Annotated in this window: 12 protein-coding genes and 2 pseudogenes; 8 read left to right on the top strand and 6 right to left on the bottom strand. The window is 59.3% G+C overall.

Annotated features, from left to right (window positions below):
- Nucleotides 1-17 precede the first annotated feature (17 nt).
- The 3 genes and pseudogenes from SJ05684_RS23335 to SJ05684_RS23325 all read left to right on the top strand — a co-directional run.
- Nucleotides 18-1,613, top strand: a complete 1,596-nt coding sequence (locus SJ05684_RS23335) for a hypothetical protein (protein WP_034858153.1) — start codon at nt 18-20, stop codon at nt 1,611-1,613.
- Nucleotides 1,614-1,836: 223 nt separating this feature from the next.
- A pseudogene (locus SJ05684_RS30965) lies at nt 1,837-1,908 on the top strand (hypothetical protein); the annotation flags it as partial.
- A gap of 142 nt (nt 1,909-2,050) precedes the next feature.
- A pseudogene (locus tag SJ05684_RS23325) lies at nt 2,051-2,531 on the top strand (ABC transporter permease); the annotation flags it as partial.
- A 12-nt stretch (nt 2,532-2,543) separates the two neighbouring features.
- Here SJ05684_RS23325 and SJ05684_RS23320 read toward each other — a convergent pair.
- Nucleotides 2,544-3,584, bottom strand: coding sequence for a capsular polysaccharide export protein, LipB/KpsS family (locus SJ05684_RS23320; RefSeq protein ID WP_034858151.1), 1,041 nt, complete (start codon nt 3,582-3,584; stop codon nt 2,544-2,546).
- On the bottom strand, nt 3,581-4,060 hold the full coding sequence (locus tag SJ05684_RS29775) for a hypothetical protein (RefSeq protein WP_157212004.1): 480 nt from the start codon (nt 4,058-4,060) through the stop codon (nt 3,581-3,583). Before SJ05684_RS29775 ends, SJ05684_RS23320 begins: the two co-directional genes overlap by 4 nt.
- 276 nt (nt 4,061-4,336) lie before the next feature.
- Between SJ05684_RS29775 and SJ05684_RS23310 the strand changes: the two genes are divergently transcribed.
- The 5 genes from SJ05684_RS23310 to SJ05684_RS23290 all read left to right on the top strand — a co-directional run bounded on the left by SJ05684_RS23310 (nt 4,337) and on the right by SJ05684_RS23290 (nt 12,152).
- A complete protein-coding gene (locus tag SJ05684_RS23310; RefSeq protein WP_034858146.1) occupies nt 4,337-7,258 on the top strand; it encodes a capsular polysaccharide export protein, LipB/KpsS family in 2,922 nt (973 codons plus the stop codon).
- A gap of 3 nt (nt 7,259-7,261) precedes the next feature.
- Nucleotides 7,262-7,966: a class I SAM-dependent methyltransferase gene (locus SJ05684_RS23305; protein WP_034858145.1), complete on the top strand. Its 705-nt coding sequence runs from the start codon at nt 7,262-7,264 to the stop codon at nt 7,964-7,966.
- A gap of 174 nt (nt 7,967-8,140) precedes the next feature.
- Nucleotides 8,141-9,571 carry a phosphomannomutase gene (locus tag SJ05684_RS23300; protein ID WP_095694361.1) on the top strand — a complete coding sequence of 477 codons (1,431 nt, stop codon included), beginning with the start codon at nt 8,141-8,143 and terminating at the stop codon, nt 9,569-9,571.
- A gap of 11 nt (nt 9,572-9,582) precedes the next feature.
- Complete coding sequence (locus SJ05684_RS23295; RefSeq protein ID WP_095694360.1) at nt 9,583-11,010, top strand: mannose-1-phosphate guanylyltransferase/mannose-6-phosphate isomerase; 1,428 nt, start codon at nt 9,583-9,585, stop codon at nt 11,008-11,010.
- 134 nt (nt 11,011-11,144) lie between these two features.
- Nucleotides 11,145-12,152 (top strand): KpsF/GutQ family sugar-phosphate isomerase, encoded by a 1,008-nt coding sequence (locus SJ05684_RS23290; protein WP_095694359.1) that lies wholly within the window; start codon nt 11,145-11,147, stop codon nt 12,150-12,152.
- A 78-nt stretch (nt 12,153-12,230) separates the two neighbouring features.
- Here the strand turns inward: SJ05684_RS23290 and SJ05684_RS23285 are convergent, their stop codons facing one another.
- From SJ05684_RS23285 to SJ05684_RS23270, 4 genes are read right to left on the bottom strand one after another with little or no spacing between them, the layout of a single operon-like run.
- Nucleotides 12,231-13,556, bottom strand: a complete 1,326-nt coding sequence (locus tag SJ05684_RS23285) for a KpsE/RkpR family capsule polysaccharide export protein (protein ID WP_034858481.1) — start codon at nt 13,554-13,556, stop codon at nt 12,231-12,233.
- Nucleotides 13,557-14,216, bottom strand: a complete 660-nt coding sequence (locus tag SJ05684_RS23280) for an ABC transporter ATP-binding protein (RefSeq protein ID WP_095694358.1) — start codon at nt 14,214-14,216, stop codon at nt 13,557-13,559.
- Nucleotides 14,213-14,983 (bottom strand): ABC transporter permease, encoded by a 771-nt coding sequence (locus SJ05684_RS23275; protein WP_034858485.1) that lies wholly within the window; start codon nt 14,981-14,983, stop codon nt 14,213-14,215. Before SJ05684_RS23275 ends, SJ05684_RS23280 begins: the two co-directional genes overlap by 4 nt.
- A gap of 4 nt (nt 14,984-14,987) precedes the next feature.
- Nucleotides 14,988-16,286, bottom strand: coding sequence for a capsular polysaccharide export protein, LipB/KpsS family (locus tag SJ05684_RS23270; protein ID WP_034858486.1), 1,299 nt, complete (start codon nt 16,284-16,286; stop codon nt 14,988-14,990).
- Between the last annotated feature and the right edge of the window lie 18 nt (nt 16,287-16,304).

Raw genomic sequence — 16,304 nt, 5'->3', positions numbered from 1 at the left:
AGACAAGGAGGCGTGTCATGACGAATAGACGTTTCAGTGCAGGAACTTTCGCTGCCTGGATCCTGCCCTTCCTGTTGGCGGCGGCATTGTTGCTGGGGGCGCCGACGGTGGAGCCCAGGACGGCGCTTGCCCAATCCGCAGAGCAATGCGCCGATCAGCTGATATTCGATCCGAATAAGGGAGCGTTCTTGACCAGCGACATTCTCTTCCTGCCGACGCAAGAAGGGGCCAACTGCTACGCATGGCAGATGTTTGTCGCGATGAACTGGCCAGTCAACCCCGGCTGGCCGGCCACGCCGGCACTGGCGGGCGAGCCCGACCGCACGGCGAGTGTGGCGGAATGGGGCGTCCCGTCCTCGCCGACATCGCCGATCACCAGCGTTCCCGTATGGGGAAGTTTCAAGGCCGCCGAAGATATCTTCCTCCCCAATGCGGCACAGCCGACCGGATGGGGAGTTCAAGAACCGCCACCTTCGGAATGCCGGAGCGACAAGATGATTTTTGGCTATCCGCAGGAATCCGTACGCGTCCTCAGCGCGATATCCAAGAATGCGGTCAATAGCGCCCACCGCTTCAATCTGTCGAGCGGAACCCGCGACACGGTTTCCCAGGAGATCATGGAGGCGACAGGCGGCTGGCTGACGGATCAGGACGGAAAGCTGGTATTCTTCCAGCGCGCCGTGGGAAAGGCCGAGTTCGATTACATCGTAGAAAACAACCTCTTCGACGCTGCGGATCAGTTGCGCGTCGCGACAAATCAGGATGGACAGCATCCGAAAGGTCTTTCGCTGCCGCGCGGCGGCATGCTGAGAGCCCCTCCCTCCGATCCACAGCCGCAGGAGGAGCTCGGTGCATTCGAGATCAAGGCCGCCTGGCGTATCCTTACCGGCGAACCGGAGATGTTCAGTCGCTACATGACGACCGTGGCCTGGCTGAAGCGCCCCGATACCGGGCAATGCACTCAGGAGGTCGTCGGCCTTGTCGGCCTTCATATCATTCACAAGACCGACACCTTTCCGGACTTCATCTGGGCGACTTTCGAGCAGGTCGACAACGTTCCGGGTGGCTCAGGCTCACCGCCAGTGAACGGCTACTCGTTCAACAATCCGGACTGTACCGGCCCCGACTGCACGCCGAACCAGCCTCGCATCGAGTGTGACGGCAACACGTGCCAGGACCTTTATCCCCGCGATCAGCCGGTTCAAGTGGACCGAAGCCAGAAGACCCCTAATGACCTGGTTGAGCTGAACAGCAGCGTCCAGCAGAAGATCGCCTCTCTCACCGGCGGGAAGTCCGTCTTCCAGTACTATGAGCTGGTGAACGTCCTGTGGGATCAGAGTCCCAGCAGCGAACCCACTCTGGAACCAGGAGCTGGCGCCACCGTGCCTCTCCGCTATGGCACGTTTCAGTCGGAAGGAAATCTCCCAGTCGCCAACACGACACTCGAAACCTATATTCAGAGCCGCTCGTGTGATGCCTGCCACGCCAGTGCGACGATCGCCGGCAGTGAAACCCTGGCATCAGACTTCTCCTTCCTGTTCGAAGACGCTGACTCGTCGAAGGCCCCGCATCTGGTGGAGCAGGTCAAGCGGTTCGCGGGGCAGTCAAAATGAACAGAATTCCACGCATGTTGACCCTGCCGCGGCCACCTCCGGTATTCGCCGCCGAAGATCGAAGTGGGAGCGCTATGTCAGGAGAAGGCGGAATATTCGCGCGGGAAAGGTGTTTCCCGGATCACGCTCGCGATGAAAAAGCGGATGATATTCCCGTCCGAAGAGGCCGCTTTTGCCTAATTCGACGGGCCGCAGCAGTAATCTTCGCAAGAACTGATCGGCTTTGAAAGGGAAGAGGTATCCCTTCCGGCATCCCCTGGACGGTGTTCTCGAAAATCTCGGATGGCACGGCAAGCGTTTCCGCGCCGACAGGCCCGCCGATGCGCTGTTGTTCAGGGTAGGGGACAACCGGCTCCTGCCGATCGATCCGGCTCCCATTCCGCTAGGGCTCGCCCTTCGGTCCATCGCTTCGCATGCACCAAAGCCGCAACTAACCTGTTCTCGCATTTCCCAGCGTCTCGCCCTTCGACGCGATCGTTTCGCGCTTCATACTGCAGCTGATGACCGATGCGCTGGTGGCGATCCTCATCCTTTTCCTGATCATCGAGCTCGGCGGCATAGCCGATGGACTATGCCGGCATGGTGGAGGCCGCGGGCGCGGCCGCGGTGCTGGGCCTCGGCTTCGGCACGATCAATCTCGTGATGTTGCCTGCTCGGCGCTCGGCGCTCTACGAGCAGATCTCGGCATCATCAACCGCCCGCTCCGGTGTATTGTTCCTGCCGGAGCCCTTCCGCGATGCGATCCTCTACAATCCGCTGGTCCACATCATCATGTGGTTTCGCAGCAGCATCTATGCGGAATACCGCGCCGACGGGATGGACAAGGAATACGTCCTCGTATTCGCGCTCGTCTGCTTCGTGCTCGGGCTCACGCTGTTGACCGCCTCGATGCGGCAGATCTGGGAGGCTCGGGTTTAGAGGGGCGGTACTTCAGGCTACCATCTGCTCGGCACGCAATCTGGCGAGAATATTCAGCGCCTCTTCGATCTCGATCGGCGCCTTGGTGACGGGGTCGAGATATTTCGCGTAAAGGATGTAGGCTGCGGCAAAGACTTCATCGATCGAGAGCTTCCGGCTCCGCCGCGGGTTCGGCTGGCGATCGTCCGTCAGCCCCCAGCCGGAATAGAAGGGGCAGCCGACCGTCGTCACCTTGATGCCGCGCAGCAGCGCCTCGAACCCGGAAAGAGACGTGATCGTATAGACGTGGTCGATGGTTTCGAGCGCGTCCGCAAGGCTGATGTCCTGCGTAAGGACCATTGCGATGTCGCGCACCAACTCCGGGTTGGACTTAGCCTTGGCCGTGCCTTTCAGCACCTCCGGATGCGGCTTGTAGATGAGCTGGGCGTCCGGGTTCTCCATGGCTGCAAGCCGAACGAGGTCGTTGTTCGTCATCTTGCGAGCGCAGCCATAGGCGATCGACGCATCGCGCTCCACTTGGCCGATGACAAGCACGCGCTTTCGCGTCTTGTCGCCATAGACCGAGGCGATATCCAGCGAATGACCGGAATTGTATTTACTGAGCCGGCTCGCAAGCAAATGCTCCCGCGCGGCCCGCGCCCGGCGCATCAACGCGTGGTCGCACGCGAAATCATAGGTCCGGAGAATGTCCTCGAGATCGGTCGGGCCATTGGCGTTGAAATACATGTCCTGCGCGTCGAACGCGAGAGACAGCGGCGGCACTCGGAGGGCGCCAAGCGCGACTGAGCGGATGAAGCCGTCCTCGACGTAGTGAAAGGGAATGCCGTGGCGGGCGCAGAAGGCTTTGAGTTTCGGCGGGGCCTTGTATTGCCACGCGAGGACTTTGGTGCGCGGGTCGCGGAGAATGCGGCGCTTCCAGTAGAGGTCGAACTCAAGTGGTAAGAGACTTGGCGGCGCGAAGATTACGTCGGCTTCTGGGAACCAGTCGCGCACGAAGATTTTCCAGCGGCTGAAGCCGAAAAGAAAAATGGGACCTCGCAATGATCTACTCATCTACAGGAGTGCGGCACCGGCTCCGCCTCGCGATTTGCAGTCGCACGGGAAAAAGGGAATTTCTGACGCCCCCTTTCCATCGAGTATCGGTGCGATTTTATTGATGATGGATAGCCAACAAACTCGTCAATGCCCGGGATGTAATACTTTTGTTCTGCGTCCTCAAGATGACCGTAAATCATGTCGCTGGAGCGACAGTGTCTCACGAAGGGCTCTACCAGAGCCAAGTAAGCCGCGCCTGCATCTCTCAGATAGTAGCTATTACCTACATCGGCGAAAAAAAGGAGATCGCCCTCAAAACAGGAATAGTAGCTTTCGCGGGACGAATACCGGCCATTATTTTTGTGAGTGGCAAGGCTGACCAGCAATCCTTTAGCCGGATTAGATCGCTTGATGTAAACGCACTTAATACGGGTCACTTCCTGTTCGTGTCGCTCAAGGATCTCATCGTACGTCAATGAGTCGAAATATCGCATGAGCCTCCCCTGGGCGCTTTGAGCGCAGCTGACAATTACCCAAAGGATGCCGTGACATTCAAGCCCATTTCGAAAGTTGTCGGGTTGAGAACACCATCAGGGCCGCAGCTTGCTGCGCCGCAAGATGTTTGGTCTTCGGTTCGGCATTGCGACTAGCAAGCACGAGACGCCAGACCGGCTACAACGGGATCAGGCAATTGCCCCGCGAGGCTGTACAATATGCCCTTGCTAAACTATTCAGGCGGGTTCCAAGACGACGACGTGAGGAAATCCCGAATGAAGAAGATTGCAATTCTGTGTAGCGAATGCCCGTATCCGATTTCCAAGGGCAGCCACTCGCGAATGGACGCAATGATCCGGGCAATTAGAAGGCTTGGGAACGAGATATACCTTTGCGTCTTGAAGACTGCGCGCGATGGCAGAACCGTCGCAGAGACTCAAAGGCAGCTCCAGGAGACTTATTCCGCTACCCGCGTGGTCGTCGTTAACCACCCACACTTTTTTTCGAAGAAGGGAACGCGCGCCAGAACAATACGCGACTTCATTCTCCGGCGCCGCAAAACGTCGATCCGCGAAACAATCTCCAACAGGCACACCTGCCCCGTTAAGTTCCGGAAGGCGGTCGACGCCCTATTCCGAGAGATTGATCCCGACGTCGCATTCGTTAACTACGCGAAACTCGCAATGGCCGTGCCTGCAAGCTTTGCCGGACTTCGTGTGCTCGATACCCACGACGTCCAGCATCTACTCGAGGAGTCTCTAGCCCAAAGCGGCAAGGAACAGGAATTCTCGCTGATCAAGATGAAGGCTCACGAGAAGAGACTTCTGTCGCAGTTCGATCGCCTTGTTGCCATCAACAGGAACGAGCACGCCTATCTCAAGCGGTTTCTCCAACCAGCCAGGAAGCCGATTTATACGGTTCCAGCTTTCCAGGCCACCGAGGACATCGTTCTCGGCGCGGAAGAGATGAAGTACGACTTCCTGTTCGTCGGATCGAGCGCGACGTTCAATAGAGACGGCTTCCTCAAGTTCGAGGAGGAAGTGCTTGCAGCCCTTCACCAGCGCTACCCGGACATGAAGGTTGCCGTGGTTGGCAGCGTCTGCGACACAGCCGCGATCAAGAAACTCAGGAAGAAGTACCTACATCGCCTCGGTTATGTCGATGACCTTTCCACCATCTATGACCAGTCGAAAATCGTCGTCGTTCCTATCATGGCCGGCGCCGGCATGAAGATTAAGCTCATTGAGGCCCTAGCGCACGGCAAGGCCGTTGTTTCCACATCCCTCGGAGCAGATGGCGTCGACATCGAAAGCGGCTTGAGCGGATACATCACCGATGACTGGAGCGAGTTTCGAGACCATTGTGAAAGACTCCTGGACGACGACGAACTGCGCCAGAACATCGAATCGGGCGCATTGGAGCTATATCTTAGAAACCACCATGTCAGCGGGAATCTCGAGACCATCGGAGAAATCCTCAAGACGGACTTTGAGCGGGTCTCCGAGAGATCGCCAATACCGTCCTCCGCTTCAGATGCCTCAGAACCACTCGGACTAATTTTCACGCCGGATGCGCGGCACCTTGTGGACATCAATTTGGCGCTCGGGCGCGCATTGCGGGCAGCCGGCTCGAGGGTAAACTTCCTTAAGTTCGAAAAAACCGGCTATTCCATTTTCCACAAAAACGGCTTCGAAGTGACCTCGATCAACGAATTCGACCGAAAAGCCTACCGAGCCCGAGCTGAAGCTGCACTCAAAAGTTCTGTTCTCAGGATCGGTGCCGATGATCGCGTGATCTATCGCGGTTTCGACCTGACGGAAGATTTTGAGTTCCACCGGGCCGCCTTTCCCAATCACTTCAAAGCCTTCAACAACACCGTCCTTCATTCGATCTCTCTTTTAATGATGGTGGAAGATCTGATCGCGCGGCTGAGGCCTGATTATCTTGTCGGTTGGAACGGCAATGGTCCCCACCTGATGTACATTCTCAAGATTGCCGGCATCATACATTCGCTACCGGTAATTCACACCGAGCGAGGACTCCTGCCAAACACGTTCGTTGCCGATGCCAAGGGCGTGAACTTCAAGGGCCATCTCGCAGGCAGCAAGCTCCCGCTGATATCTTCGCGCCAGGCTGCTCAGCTGGAAAAGCAGATCGAAAAGTATCGCTCCTCAAAGCAGACGATCGTTTCGCAAGGAACCACAGGATCGAAGGCCGAGGTTCTCGCGGCTCTTGGGATCGCCCAAGACGACAACTATGTTTTCTTCCCAGAGCAGATCGAAATCGATTCCAACGTCATAATCAATTCGCCGCAGTACAAGACGATGCACGCCGTCATGACGGATATTTGCGCCGCGGCTAAGCAGTTCGGCCTCACTGTGGTCGTTCGGCCGCACCCCGAGAACACTGGCCAACAGGACAGAACGTCTGCAGAGATGACCAAAGCCTATGGTTGCCCTGTCGTCGTCAGCAAGGACATTCACGTTCACTCGCTCATTGAGCATGCGAAGTGCGTCGTCACCATAAACTCCACCGTTGGCCTGGAGGCCCTTCTCTTCAATAAGCCAGTGATTGCGCTCGGCAATGCGACCTATTCGTTCAAAGGAATGACCTTCGACGCCCGTAGCCGCCAGGATATCGAACTCGCCATCGCAAGCATTGTCGAGGGCCGCGACGACGCAACATCCCGCAGAATGAAGGTGGTTCGCTTCAGGTCCATGCTCGAAGATTACCTCTTCGATCTCGACAATCGGTTGGGACAAAAGCGGAACATCGCACGCGCAAGAAATCTGCTGGGCCAGATCGGAGTTGACGTTCCCCGCAGGGTCGTGACCAAAGTCGAGCTTCCTGCGCCGAAGCCACATTGGCAGGAATACCAAAAGATTGCATCCAGCACAGGTGATGACCGCTTCGGTATAATGTTCCTCGTTGAAGGCACCGCACGGTATCTTACCGGACCGAACAGACCTGCAATCAGCTTGGAGACACTGAGGGAAGAAGCGCCAAACCTCACCAAAAAGGCAAACTTCGTCTTAACCTCGATAAAGGATCTTCCCGACGAGGATGTTGAGGCTATGCTTATCTATTGCCGCGAAAGCGAATATGCGGAGAATAAGTATAAGCATATGCTGAACAAGGCCCAGAAATTGATCTTTCTGGATGAATTCTTCGAACCATTTGCAACCATGAAAGCGTGACGAGTGCCTGCCGAGACAGCAATAGCGAACGCCTTCATTGACGCGGAAATCAAGCACGCCGAGCTATTCTTTGAACTCGCGAGTGAGTTTGGAGAAAGCCTTCCGACGATGATCGAGAGATATGCTCTCGCGAGGGTCAGGTCACCCCTTGACCACCCCGAGGAGGTCTATCAGGACCTGCACGACCATGAGAAGGCCTACCAGACAAACAATTGGCTAATCCCGGCTCTGCAGACCATATCCGGATCAGGAGCGAGTTCTGTAATCGAGATTGGCTGCGGAAACTGCAAGTTTTCCGCAGCAATCGCAGAAAGCGCCACGAAAGTCACGGCGATCGATTGGGCGAAGGCGCCCGGCGTTGCGGCACTACCTTCCAATGCGGAATTCTTGCAGGCCAACTTTGTCAGTGAAGCCATCCCGACGGCAGATCTGATCTGTAGCGCTGACGTTCTTGAGCACATCGCGTTCGAAAGCATGGAACCGTTGATCAAGAAACTTTCGCTGGCAGCCCCGCTCCAGTATCACACAATCGCCTGCTACGACGACGGGCACAGTCACCTGACCGTCATGCATCCCGGCGCATGGCTCGCCATGTTCCAATTGCACATCCCCGACGCCAAGTTGATCAACGTTGAATGCAGGCGCGGCGACAAGCGCCAGTTGAACTGTACCATTACCAACATCGTGGCTGAACCGACCGTCAAGTAAGGCAAGAGGCACACTGGGCCTGATTGGGGCCGCGATTTTGGAAACATTGGCAGCCAGGGCGCAGTGCTTCCTCCACCGCTAGATCACCGGATGCACCGAGGAGCAAGCGGCGATTGCGCACGGATCGACGGCAGGGTAAGAGAACCCCGATCTTGGTTGAGACAGTCGAATGCTATGAAGTTTGGAACCAGCGGCCTGCGTGGCCTGTCTATTGATCTCGTTGCAGGCGGGGCGTCGATCTATGCAAGTGCTTTCGGCCGTTTTCTAATCGAAAGCGGCAAGGCTGAGGTGGGAGATCCGATTTTCGTTGGACGCGATTTCCGTGACAGCAGCCCTGCGATTGCGGCAACCTGCGTCTACGTGCTCAGCGACCTCGGGTTTAGGGTCTGCGATTGTGGGACGATACCCACGCCGGCTCTCGCGCTCTACAGCATGAAGAACCGCGCGGCCAGCCTGATGGTCACCGGCTCGCACATTCCGGCCGATCGGAATGGGATCAAATTCTACAGCCCGGACGGGGAGATCGACAAGGCGGATGAGGCTGAGATTGCGGCTCTCGCCGCTCAAACCGGTTCGGCGGAAATGGCTGCTGATCAGCGCTCCGCTGTCGAGGATCACTCCGGCCAGTGTTTCGACCTGTTCTATCGGCGAAATATAGCCTTGCTTCCGGCGCGAGTCTTGGATGGCCTAAAAGTCGGCATCTATCAACACAGCACCGTTGCCCGTGACCTGATTGCCGAAGTGCTTGCCCATTACGGGGCAGAGGTGGTGCCCCTCGGCCGTTCGGCGACCTTCCTACCCGTGGATACCGAGGCGATCTCCAGTGAGACCCTCTCGCATTTGGCCTATTGGGCAGAGTCACACCACGTGGACGCCATCGTCTCTGCCGATGGGGATGGCGACCGGCCATTGGTCGCTGACGAGAGAGGCGTTCCGCTGCGCGGCGATCTGCTCGGTTTAATGACCGCAGAGTACCTGCGCGCCGATGCGATCGTCACGCCTGTGACCTCCAATTCCGGCATTGAAGCACTGGGCTTCCCCGTCAGGCGGACCCGGGTCGGTTCTCCCTTCGTCATTGCCGGTATGAAGGAGGCTCTCGCCGCTGGCAAGGAGCGCGTCGTCGGCTTTGAGGCAAACGGCGGATTGCTGCTGGCGAGCGCGTGCAGCGTCGACGGACGTACGATAGACCCGTTGCCGACGCGTGATTGCATGCTGCCGATATTGGTCGCCGTGTCACTCATCGCCGCTCAAAAAAAATCGCTCTCTGCGATCACCCGATCTTACAACCTGCCAATCGCGGCTTCCGATCGCTTGGAGAAATTTCCGACCGAAGCAAGTTTGCGCCTGCTTGACCACCTGCGGGCATCGGAAGTCAACCTTGCATCCTTTTTGAAAGAGGCGGGCCAGGTGTCCTCGCGAAATGACGTCGATGGCCTTCGTGTGACCTTGGCGGACCAAAGAATCATTCATTTTCGGCCCTCCGGCAACGCGCCAGAGATACGCTGCTACGTCGAGGCTGCGACGGAAGCTGCTGCCCTGGCGCTGCTTGGCGTCGGCCTGGATCGCCTGAGGCAGTGGGTAAGCGCGCAAGGCGGCGACTTCTGAGGGGATCGTAATTGTCCAAGAAAATCGTTCCGGTGATCATGGCGGGCGGCAAAGGCACGCGCCTTTGGCCTCTTTCCCGAGCGGCAGCACCAAAACAATTCATTCGCTTCATTGGCAGTCGAACGCTTTTTCAGAGCACGCTGCAGCGGGTCTCTGATCCTGCGATCTACGAGCCCGCGATCGTCGTCACAAACGAGGAATTCCGGTTCCTTGTCGCCGAGCAGGCTCGAGAACTTGGGAGCGATCTAAGCGGTATCGTGCTGGAGCCGGTGGCGCGCAACACGGCTGCGGCCATTGCGGCCGCTGCGGTTGTCGCCGCTAAGATATTCGGCGAGGACGCCATTATCCAAGTGCTCGCTTCCGATCACGAGATTGGCGTTGATCGGACATACCATAGTGCGAACTTGACCGCTCGCGCCGCAGCAGAAGACGGCAAGCTTGTGACCTTTGGGATCACGCCGACTGAACCAGCGACCGGCTATGGTTATATAGAAGTGGGAGACATTCTCCCGAGCGGCGCTCACGCGGTCCGGCGTTTCGTGGAGAAGCCCGCTCGGAGCGCCGCCACTGAGATGCTGGCTGCCGGTGGGTACTATTGGAACTCCGGCATGTTCATGTTTGCCGTACCAATGCTGCTCGCGGAGTTTGAGGCATTCGCTTCAGAGGTGCTGGAGGCTGCGAACTCAGCGGTGTCTGCCGCGGCGAGAGATCTCGATTTCCTGCGGCTTGATCGCGAGGCCTTCGAGAAGAGCCCCAACATTTCCATCGACTACGCCATCATGGAGAAGACGTCGAGGGCCGCTGTGGTTCCCTCTGTCTTTAGGTGGTCCGACCTCGGCAGCTGGGATTCTGTGTGGAAAACGGGGGCGCAGGATGAGGAAGAAAACGTCGTTTCAGCCAACACGACGCTGTTGGGGACAAAGAGCTCCTTGGTGATGTCTCATGGCCCGCACCTTGTCGTCAGAGGCCTCGAGAATGTCGTCGTCGTTGCCAGCGAAGATGCTGTGTATGTCGGCCGAATGGAAGACAGCCAAGAGGTCGGTCAGGTCGTCAAACATCTCGAATCCGTTCCGGAGACCTCGAGTCTGACCGAAATCCATCCCACATGTTACCGCCCCTGGGGCGGATACACTTCTGTCCTGGTGGGCGATCGATTCCAGGTTAAGCGTATTTTCGTGTCACCTGGAAGGAAACTGTCGCTCCAAAAGCATCATCATCGTTCCGAGCACTGGATCGTCGTCAAAGGAACGGCAGAAGTCACAGTTGGAGAGACCGTAAAGATTCTTCAGGAGAACGAGTCCATCTATATCCCGCTCGGCGAAGTCCACCGGCTCGCCAATCCCGGGAAGATCATGCTCGAGCTGATCGAAGTCCAAACAGGCTCATATCTCGGTGAGGACGACATCATCCGCATTGCCGATGAGTTCGGACGAAGCTGAGAGCCGATGACTCTGGCGAATAGACAAAGGCTTGGAGTACGTGCTGGCTGCGACTGGCCGCGAAGGATTTCATGCGCGGAACGACTGCTTCGTGCAAAGACCAGCCAGGGCGAATGGAGAGGGAGAAGATACTTATGGCGCTAGAGAGCGTGAGACCCGTGGATTTCACCGTGTCAACCTGCAACTCGATCAGGTTCACCCTGGCGACGGCAAGCAATGGCATAAAGGCGCTCGCCGACCACTTCGCCTCGAATGAAGCCTTTGCGCAGAGCCTCGTCGACGCTGTCGAGCTGATCGGCGAAGGCCGGGGCCGTGTCGTCGTTTCGGGCGTCGGCAAGAGCGGACATATCGGCCGCAAGATTGCCGCGACCATGGCTTCCACCGGCACCTCTGCCTATTTCGTCCATCCAACCGAGGCGAGCCACGGTGATCTTGGCATGATCACCTCGGAAGATACTCTCATCCTGCTCTCCTGGTCGGGCGAAACGGCGGAACTCGCCAACATGCTCACCTATGCCAAGCGCTTCAGCGTACCGATCGTCTCGATCTCATCCAACCGCGACAGCATCCTCGCGCGCAATTCGGATGTTGCGGTGGTGCTGCCGAAAGTGCCGGAGGCCTGCCCGCACGGGCTGGCGCCGACGACCTCGGCCATGCTGCAGCTTGCTGTCGGCGACGCGCTGGCGATAGCGCTTCTGGAGCGGCGCGGCTTTTCCGCCGAGGATTTCAAGACCTTCCATCCGGGCGGCAAGCTGGGCGCCCAATTGCGCCTGGTCCATGAGTTGGCGCATGTGGCGGAACAGGTGCCGCTGCTTGCCGTCGGCCGCCCGATGAGCGAGGCGGTCATCGAGATGTCGTCGAAGGGCTTCGGCGTCGTCGGCATCGTCGACCAACATGGCGCCCTGGTCGGCGTGATCACCGACGGCGACCTGCGCCGTCATATGGCCGGCGACCTGCTGAGCCAGCCGGTCGAAGAGGTGATGTCGCATAATCCGCGCGTGGTGAAGGGAGACGTGCTCGCCAGCGCCGCCATGGAGTTCATGCAGGAACACAAGGTGACCGTGCTCTTCCTCGTTGACGATGCGCAAATGCCGCTCGGTATTCTGCACATTCACGACCTGCTGCGCGCCGGCGTGGCCTGATCGCGTAAGCTGCGGATGCATACGAGCGGCGACGAAGCACACGTCCGCCGCTCTATCGATTGAAACGCGGGACCGCGTCTAGGCTCGGTCCCGAATATTGTAATAGCTCATCACCCCGATGCCCCATACGAAGAGCAGGCCGAGGGTAACCAGCAGCGCATTCAGCAAACGCGACGGATATTGCGCCATCTCCGAAAGAGTCGGCTCGATGAACAGCGCAAGATAGCGCTGCCGATTGTTCGCCTCGATGCGCGCCTTTTCCAGCGAGCTCAACGCGGCCGTATAGGCGCGCTCGGCGAATTCGCGTTCGGTCTCCAGCTCCTCGAACTCAGCGATGCGGCCGGCGACGTCGGGGGCGTTGGGGTCGTTCGCGGCGGACGTTTCGCCGGTGCCGAGCCGCTGGCGCTCGATGGTGAGCTGCTGCTCCAGGCTCTCGATGCGGGTCTTGAGCACGCGGATGCGCGGCGTGTCCTCGCTCATCTGGCTTTTCGCGGTGGCGAGGTCGGCGTTGAGCTTTGTCAGTTCAGCCTCAAGTCCGCCGATCAGCTGCACGGCAAGCTTGGCGCCTTCCTCTGGGCTGATCTCCTGCGACTTGTCGCGATAGTCGCGAAGTGCCGCGCGCGCCTTGGTAAGCCGCGCTTCGCCCGCCAGCACCTCGTCCTGTGCCGCACGCAGCACATCGTTGCGTGCCGAAAGCGAGAGGCTGTTCACAAGGCTGTCGCTCTGGTCGACGATGAATTGCGCGATCGCCTGCGATTGCTTGGGGTCGAAGGCCTTCACCGTCACCTGCATGATGCCGGAGGCGTGGTCGAAATTGACGCTCACCACATCCCGCCAATAGGCGAGCTTGTCCTCGATCGGCAGGGTCGAGCCGATGCCGTAGAAATAATCGAGCCCGCGGGTGGCGTAGACATCCTCCAGCTTGAACTTGCCGTCGGCGGCCGCAACCATGCGTTCGCTGAGGATATAGTCCATCAGGATATAACTGTCCGAAACCGTGCTACCGCTGGAAGCCTGGGTGAACATGCCGAGGATGTCGGTCGCGCCGCCGCCCTCGATGCTGCGCACCGCGAAGGAGGTGGTGCTGTGATATTGGTCGGCGGCGACAAAGGCCATGTAGAGAGAGGCGAGCGTTGCCGGAACGGCGACGAGGCCGAGGAAGGTGCCGCCGATGATCGCGTGACGCCAGCGCAGCTTCTTGAGCCAGCCGGCCAGCAGGCCCTTTTTCTTTTTCGGCTCGAACTTGCCGCGCCCCGGCAGCGGAATGACCGGCGCGCTTTCCTTGCCGAGCAGCCCTTCGAGGACTTCGATGCCCTTGCTCTTGGCCTCGGCTTTTGCGGGGGTGGGCTTGGCGGCCTCGGTTTGGCCCGGCTTGTTCGCTGCCGCGTCTTTGCTCGCCGCCATTCAATTTCCCTTCATGTTTCTGTCGTGGGCGCGGATCGCGTCCTCGACATCTTCATAATAAGTCAGCTTGCCCTTTTCCAGTACGACGCCGCAGTCGCAATAGTCGCGGATCGTGCCGGTGCTGTGCGAAACCATGATCACGTCGGAATCCTGGAGCTTGGTTTGAAAGACAGCCTGACACTTTTTTTTTAAATTTGAGTCACCAACGGCGGTGATTTCGTCGACGAGATAATAATCGAAGTTGACGCCCATGCTCAAGCCGAAGGCAAGCCGCGCCTTCATGCCGGAGGAATAGGTGCCGACCGGCGCCTTGTAGAAGGGCCCGAGCTCGGCAAAATCCTCGACATAGGCTGCGAGTTGCTCCGTATCGACGCCGTAGATGCGGGCGACGAAACGCACATTCTGCTCGCCGGTCATCGAGCTCTGAAAGCTTCCGGAAAAGCCGAGCGGCCAGGAGATCTTACCGCGGCGGATGATCCGGCCGCCGTCGAGCTTGATCGCGCCGGCGATGAGCCGCAGCAGCGTCGATTTGCCGGCGCCGTTGCGGCCGAGCAGGCCGACGCTCTTGCCCCGGTTGAGGGTAAGCGAGGCATCTTCGATGATCGGCTTCTTGATGCCCTTGGTGCGGGCATATTTCGTCGCCTGCTCGAACCGGATCATTCGTTTCTCAGCGTCTTTCTGGAGAGGGTGAAGACCAGCATTCCGGCAAACAATGTCAGAAATGCGATTCCGTAGAGATAGTTCATGTCGAGGCCGATGGCGCGGTATTCCGGATAGAAGCCCTTGCGGAAGCCCATGATGATGTGAACGAGCGGGTTGATGAGCACGAGATCGCGATAGGGATCCGGGATCGAATCCGGCAGGAAGAAGACGCCGGAGATCAGGAAGAGCGGCCGGTTGACGATGCCGAAGACCTGCTCGTAGAGCGGATATTTGAGGAACAGCACGCAATTGACCATGGCGATGCCCAACCCGAAAACACAGGCCATCGCCACCGCCTCCAGGATCAGCGGCCAGTGCAGGCTGGTCTCGACGCGCATGGTGGCGATGATGGCGCCGAGCACGATAAAGGCGACGAGCGAGGTGGTGCCGAGCTGCAGCACGAAGCGTGCGACGACCGTGTCGATCGGCGCGACATTCGGGTAGCTGAGCAGAGCCCGGTTGGCGCGGACCGCGCTGTTCAGATAGCTGCTCATCGCCTGATAGAACTGGAAGGCGATATAGCCGGTGGCGAAGAACAGCGCGAAGCTGGTGCCGAGCGCCGGCGAGCGGGCGATCGCCCCGAAGACCAGCGTCAACAGAAAGATATGGGCGGCCGGGTCGAGCAGCGCCCAGATATAGCCGCCGGGCTTGGAGCCGAAGCGCGTCGCCATTTCCCGGACGAGCAGCGCGCCGACGACGCGGATATGGGTGAAGAGATAGCTCACGCGGTCACCCGAAGGGATAGAGCATACGGCCGATCAGCCGGAGGCGTGGATCGGAAAGGCCTCGGAAAAAGCCGATGGGATCGGCCCGGAAATCCTCGACGTCCCGGTCGTTGCCCGCATGGCGGATGGCCGGCGCAAGCAGCGCGGTCATCAGGTGCCGCCAGCCGAGGACGCCATAGGGCCCCCAGGGCCGCCAGGCGGGGCGGGAGGGGGAAAGGGTGTCGGGCTCGTCGAGTTGCCTGCGGATCGTGGCGACGGTCGCTTCGAATGATGTCTCTTCTCCGGTCTCGGGATCGAAGTAGCGAGAATAGAGGAGATAGGCGCCGGCGAAAAGCGCCTCCAGCGTCAGCCTGCGGCCGCGGCGCGGATGCGCCTGGCGATCGTCGGTCAGTCCCCAGCCGGCATAGAAGGGCGAACCCGCCGTCGTCACCGGAATGCCGCGCATCAGCGCCTCGAAGCCGGCAAGCGAGGTGATCGTATAGACATGGTCGACCGTATTCAGTGCCTCGGTCAGCGGCAGCGGCTCGGTGACGATTTCTGCAAGATGCGCCACCTCGGCCGTGTCGGAGCGCGCCGGGCGGACGCGGCTCAGGACATCCGGATGCGGCTTATAGAGGATCTGCGCCTCCGGCTGTTCCGTCGCGGCAAGGCGCACGAGATCGTTGTTGGTCATCGGCACGGGACAGCCATATCGGATCGAGGCGTCGTCCTCCACCTGGCCGATGACGAGCACGCGCCGCTTGGTCTTCTCGCCATAGACCGCCTCCGCCGTCCGCTGCCGCCCGCCATTATATTTGCTGATGCCGCTTGCGGTGAGGCACCCGATGCCGGCCCGCGCCCGCGCCAGGAGGGTCGGGTCCGCCTCGAAATCGTAGCTCCCGAGCAGCATTTCGAGATCGGAGGGCTTGGCACAGTCGAAATAGGGCGTGCGGCTATCGAGCGCCAGCGACAGGGGAGGGGTGCGGCTGGCACTCGGGCGAACCGAGCGCAGGAAGCCGTCCTCCAGGAAGGTCACCGGCAAGTTGCGTTCCCTCGCGATCGCCGCCAGCGCCGGCGGTAGCTCCGGCCCCCAGACGAGGATTTCGCAGGGTGCCTCCGCAAGGATTCGCGCGTTCCAGACGCGTTCGATCTCGCGTTCGCCGAGGTCCTTCGGCAGGAAATGGAAACGTCTTTCGGGGAAGTAGCGCTGGAGGAAGGGCCGTTTCCACTCGGTCACGTGGACGGCAAAGGTCGTGACCTGCTCCGATGCAGGAGCAGGCGGCATGAAACCGCAGTCGTTTGTCTGTCGCCTCGTCACCGCCATCGGCGCCCAAATACAAGA

This window comes from Sinorhizobium sojae CCBAU 05684 (assembly GCF_002288525.1).
Taxonomy (GTDB): Bacteria; Pseudomonadota; Alphaproteobacteria; order Rhizobiales; family Rhizobiaceae; genus Sinorhizobium; species Sinorhizobium sojae.
The sequence above is the reverse complement of the archived record's forward strand: the minus strand, read 5'-3'. Positions and strand labels throughout refer to the sequence as shown.

What these genes read in the sequence shown, in the direction of transcription:
- SJ05684_RS23320 (WP_034858151.1), bottom strand. Translation starts at nt 3,584, where the DNA reads ATGAGTAGATCATTGCGAGGTCCCATTTTTCTTTTCGGCTTCAGCCGC.
- SJ05684_RS23300 (WP_095694361.1), top strand. Translation starts at nt 8,141, where the DNA reads ATGAAGTTTGGAACCAGCGGCCTGCGTGGCCTGTCTATTGATCTCGTT.
- SJ05684_RS23335 (WP_034858153.1), top strand. Translation starts at nt 18, where the DNA reads ATGACGAATAGACGTTTCAGTGCAGGAACTTTCGCTGCCTGGATCCTG.
- SJ05684_RS29775 (WP_157212004.1), bottom strand. Translation starts at nt 4,060, where the DNA reads ATGCGATATTTCGACTCATTGACGTACGATGAGATCCTTGAGCGACAC.
- SJ05684_RS23285 (WP_034858481.1), bottom strand. Translation starts at nt 13,556, where the DNA reads ATGGCGGCGAGCAAAGACGCGGCAGCGAACAAGCCGGGCCAAACCGAG.
- SJ05684_RS23290 (WP_095694359.1), top strand. Translation starts at nt 11,145, where the DNA reads ATGGCGCTAGAGAGCGTGAGACCCGTGGATTTCACCGTGTCAACCTGC.
- SJ05684_RS23270 (WP_034858486.1), bottom strand. Translation starts at nt 16,286, where the DNA reads ATGGCGGTGACGAGGCGACAGACAAACGACTGCGGTTTCATGCCGCCT.
- SJ05684_RS23310 (WP_034858146.1), top strand. Translation starts at nt 4,337, where the DNA reads ATGAAGAAGATTGCAATTCTGTGTAGCGAATGCCCGTATCCGATTTCC.
- SJ05684_RS23280 (WP_095694358.1), bottom strand. Translation starts at nt 14,216, where the DNA reads ATGATCCGGTTCGAGCAGGCGACGAAATATGCCCGCACCAAGGGCATC.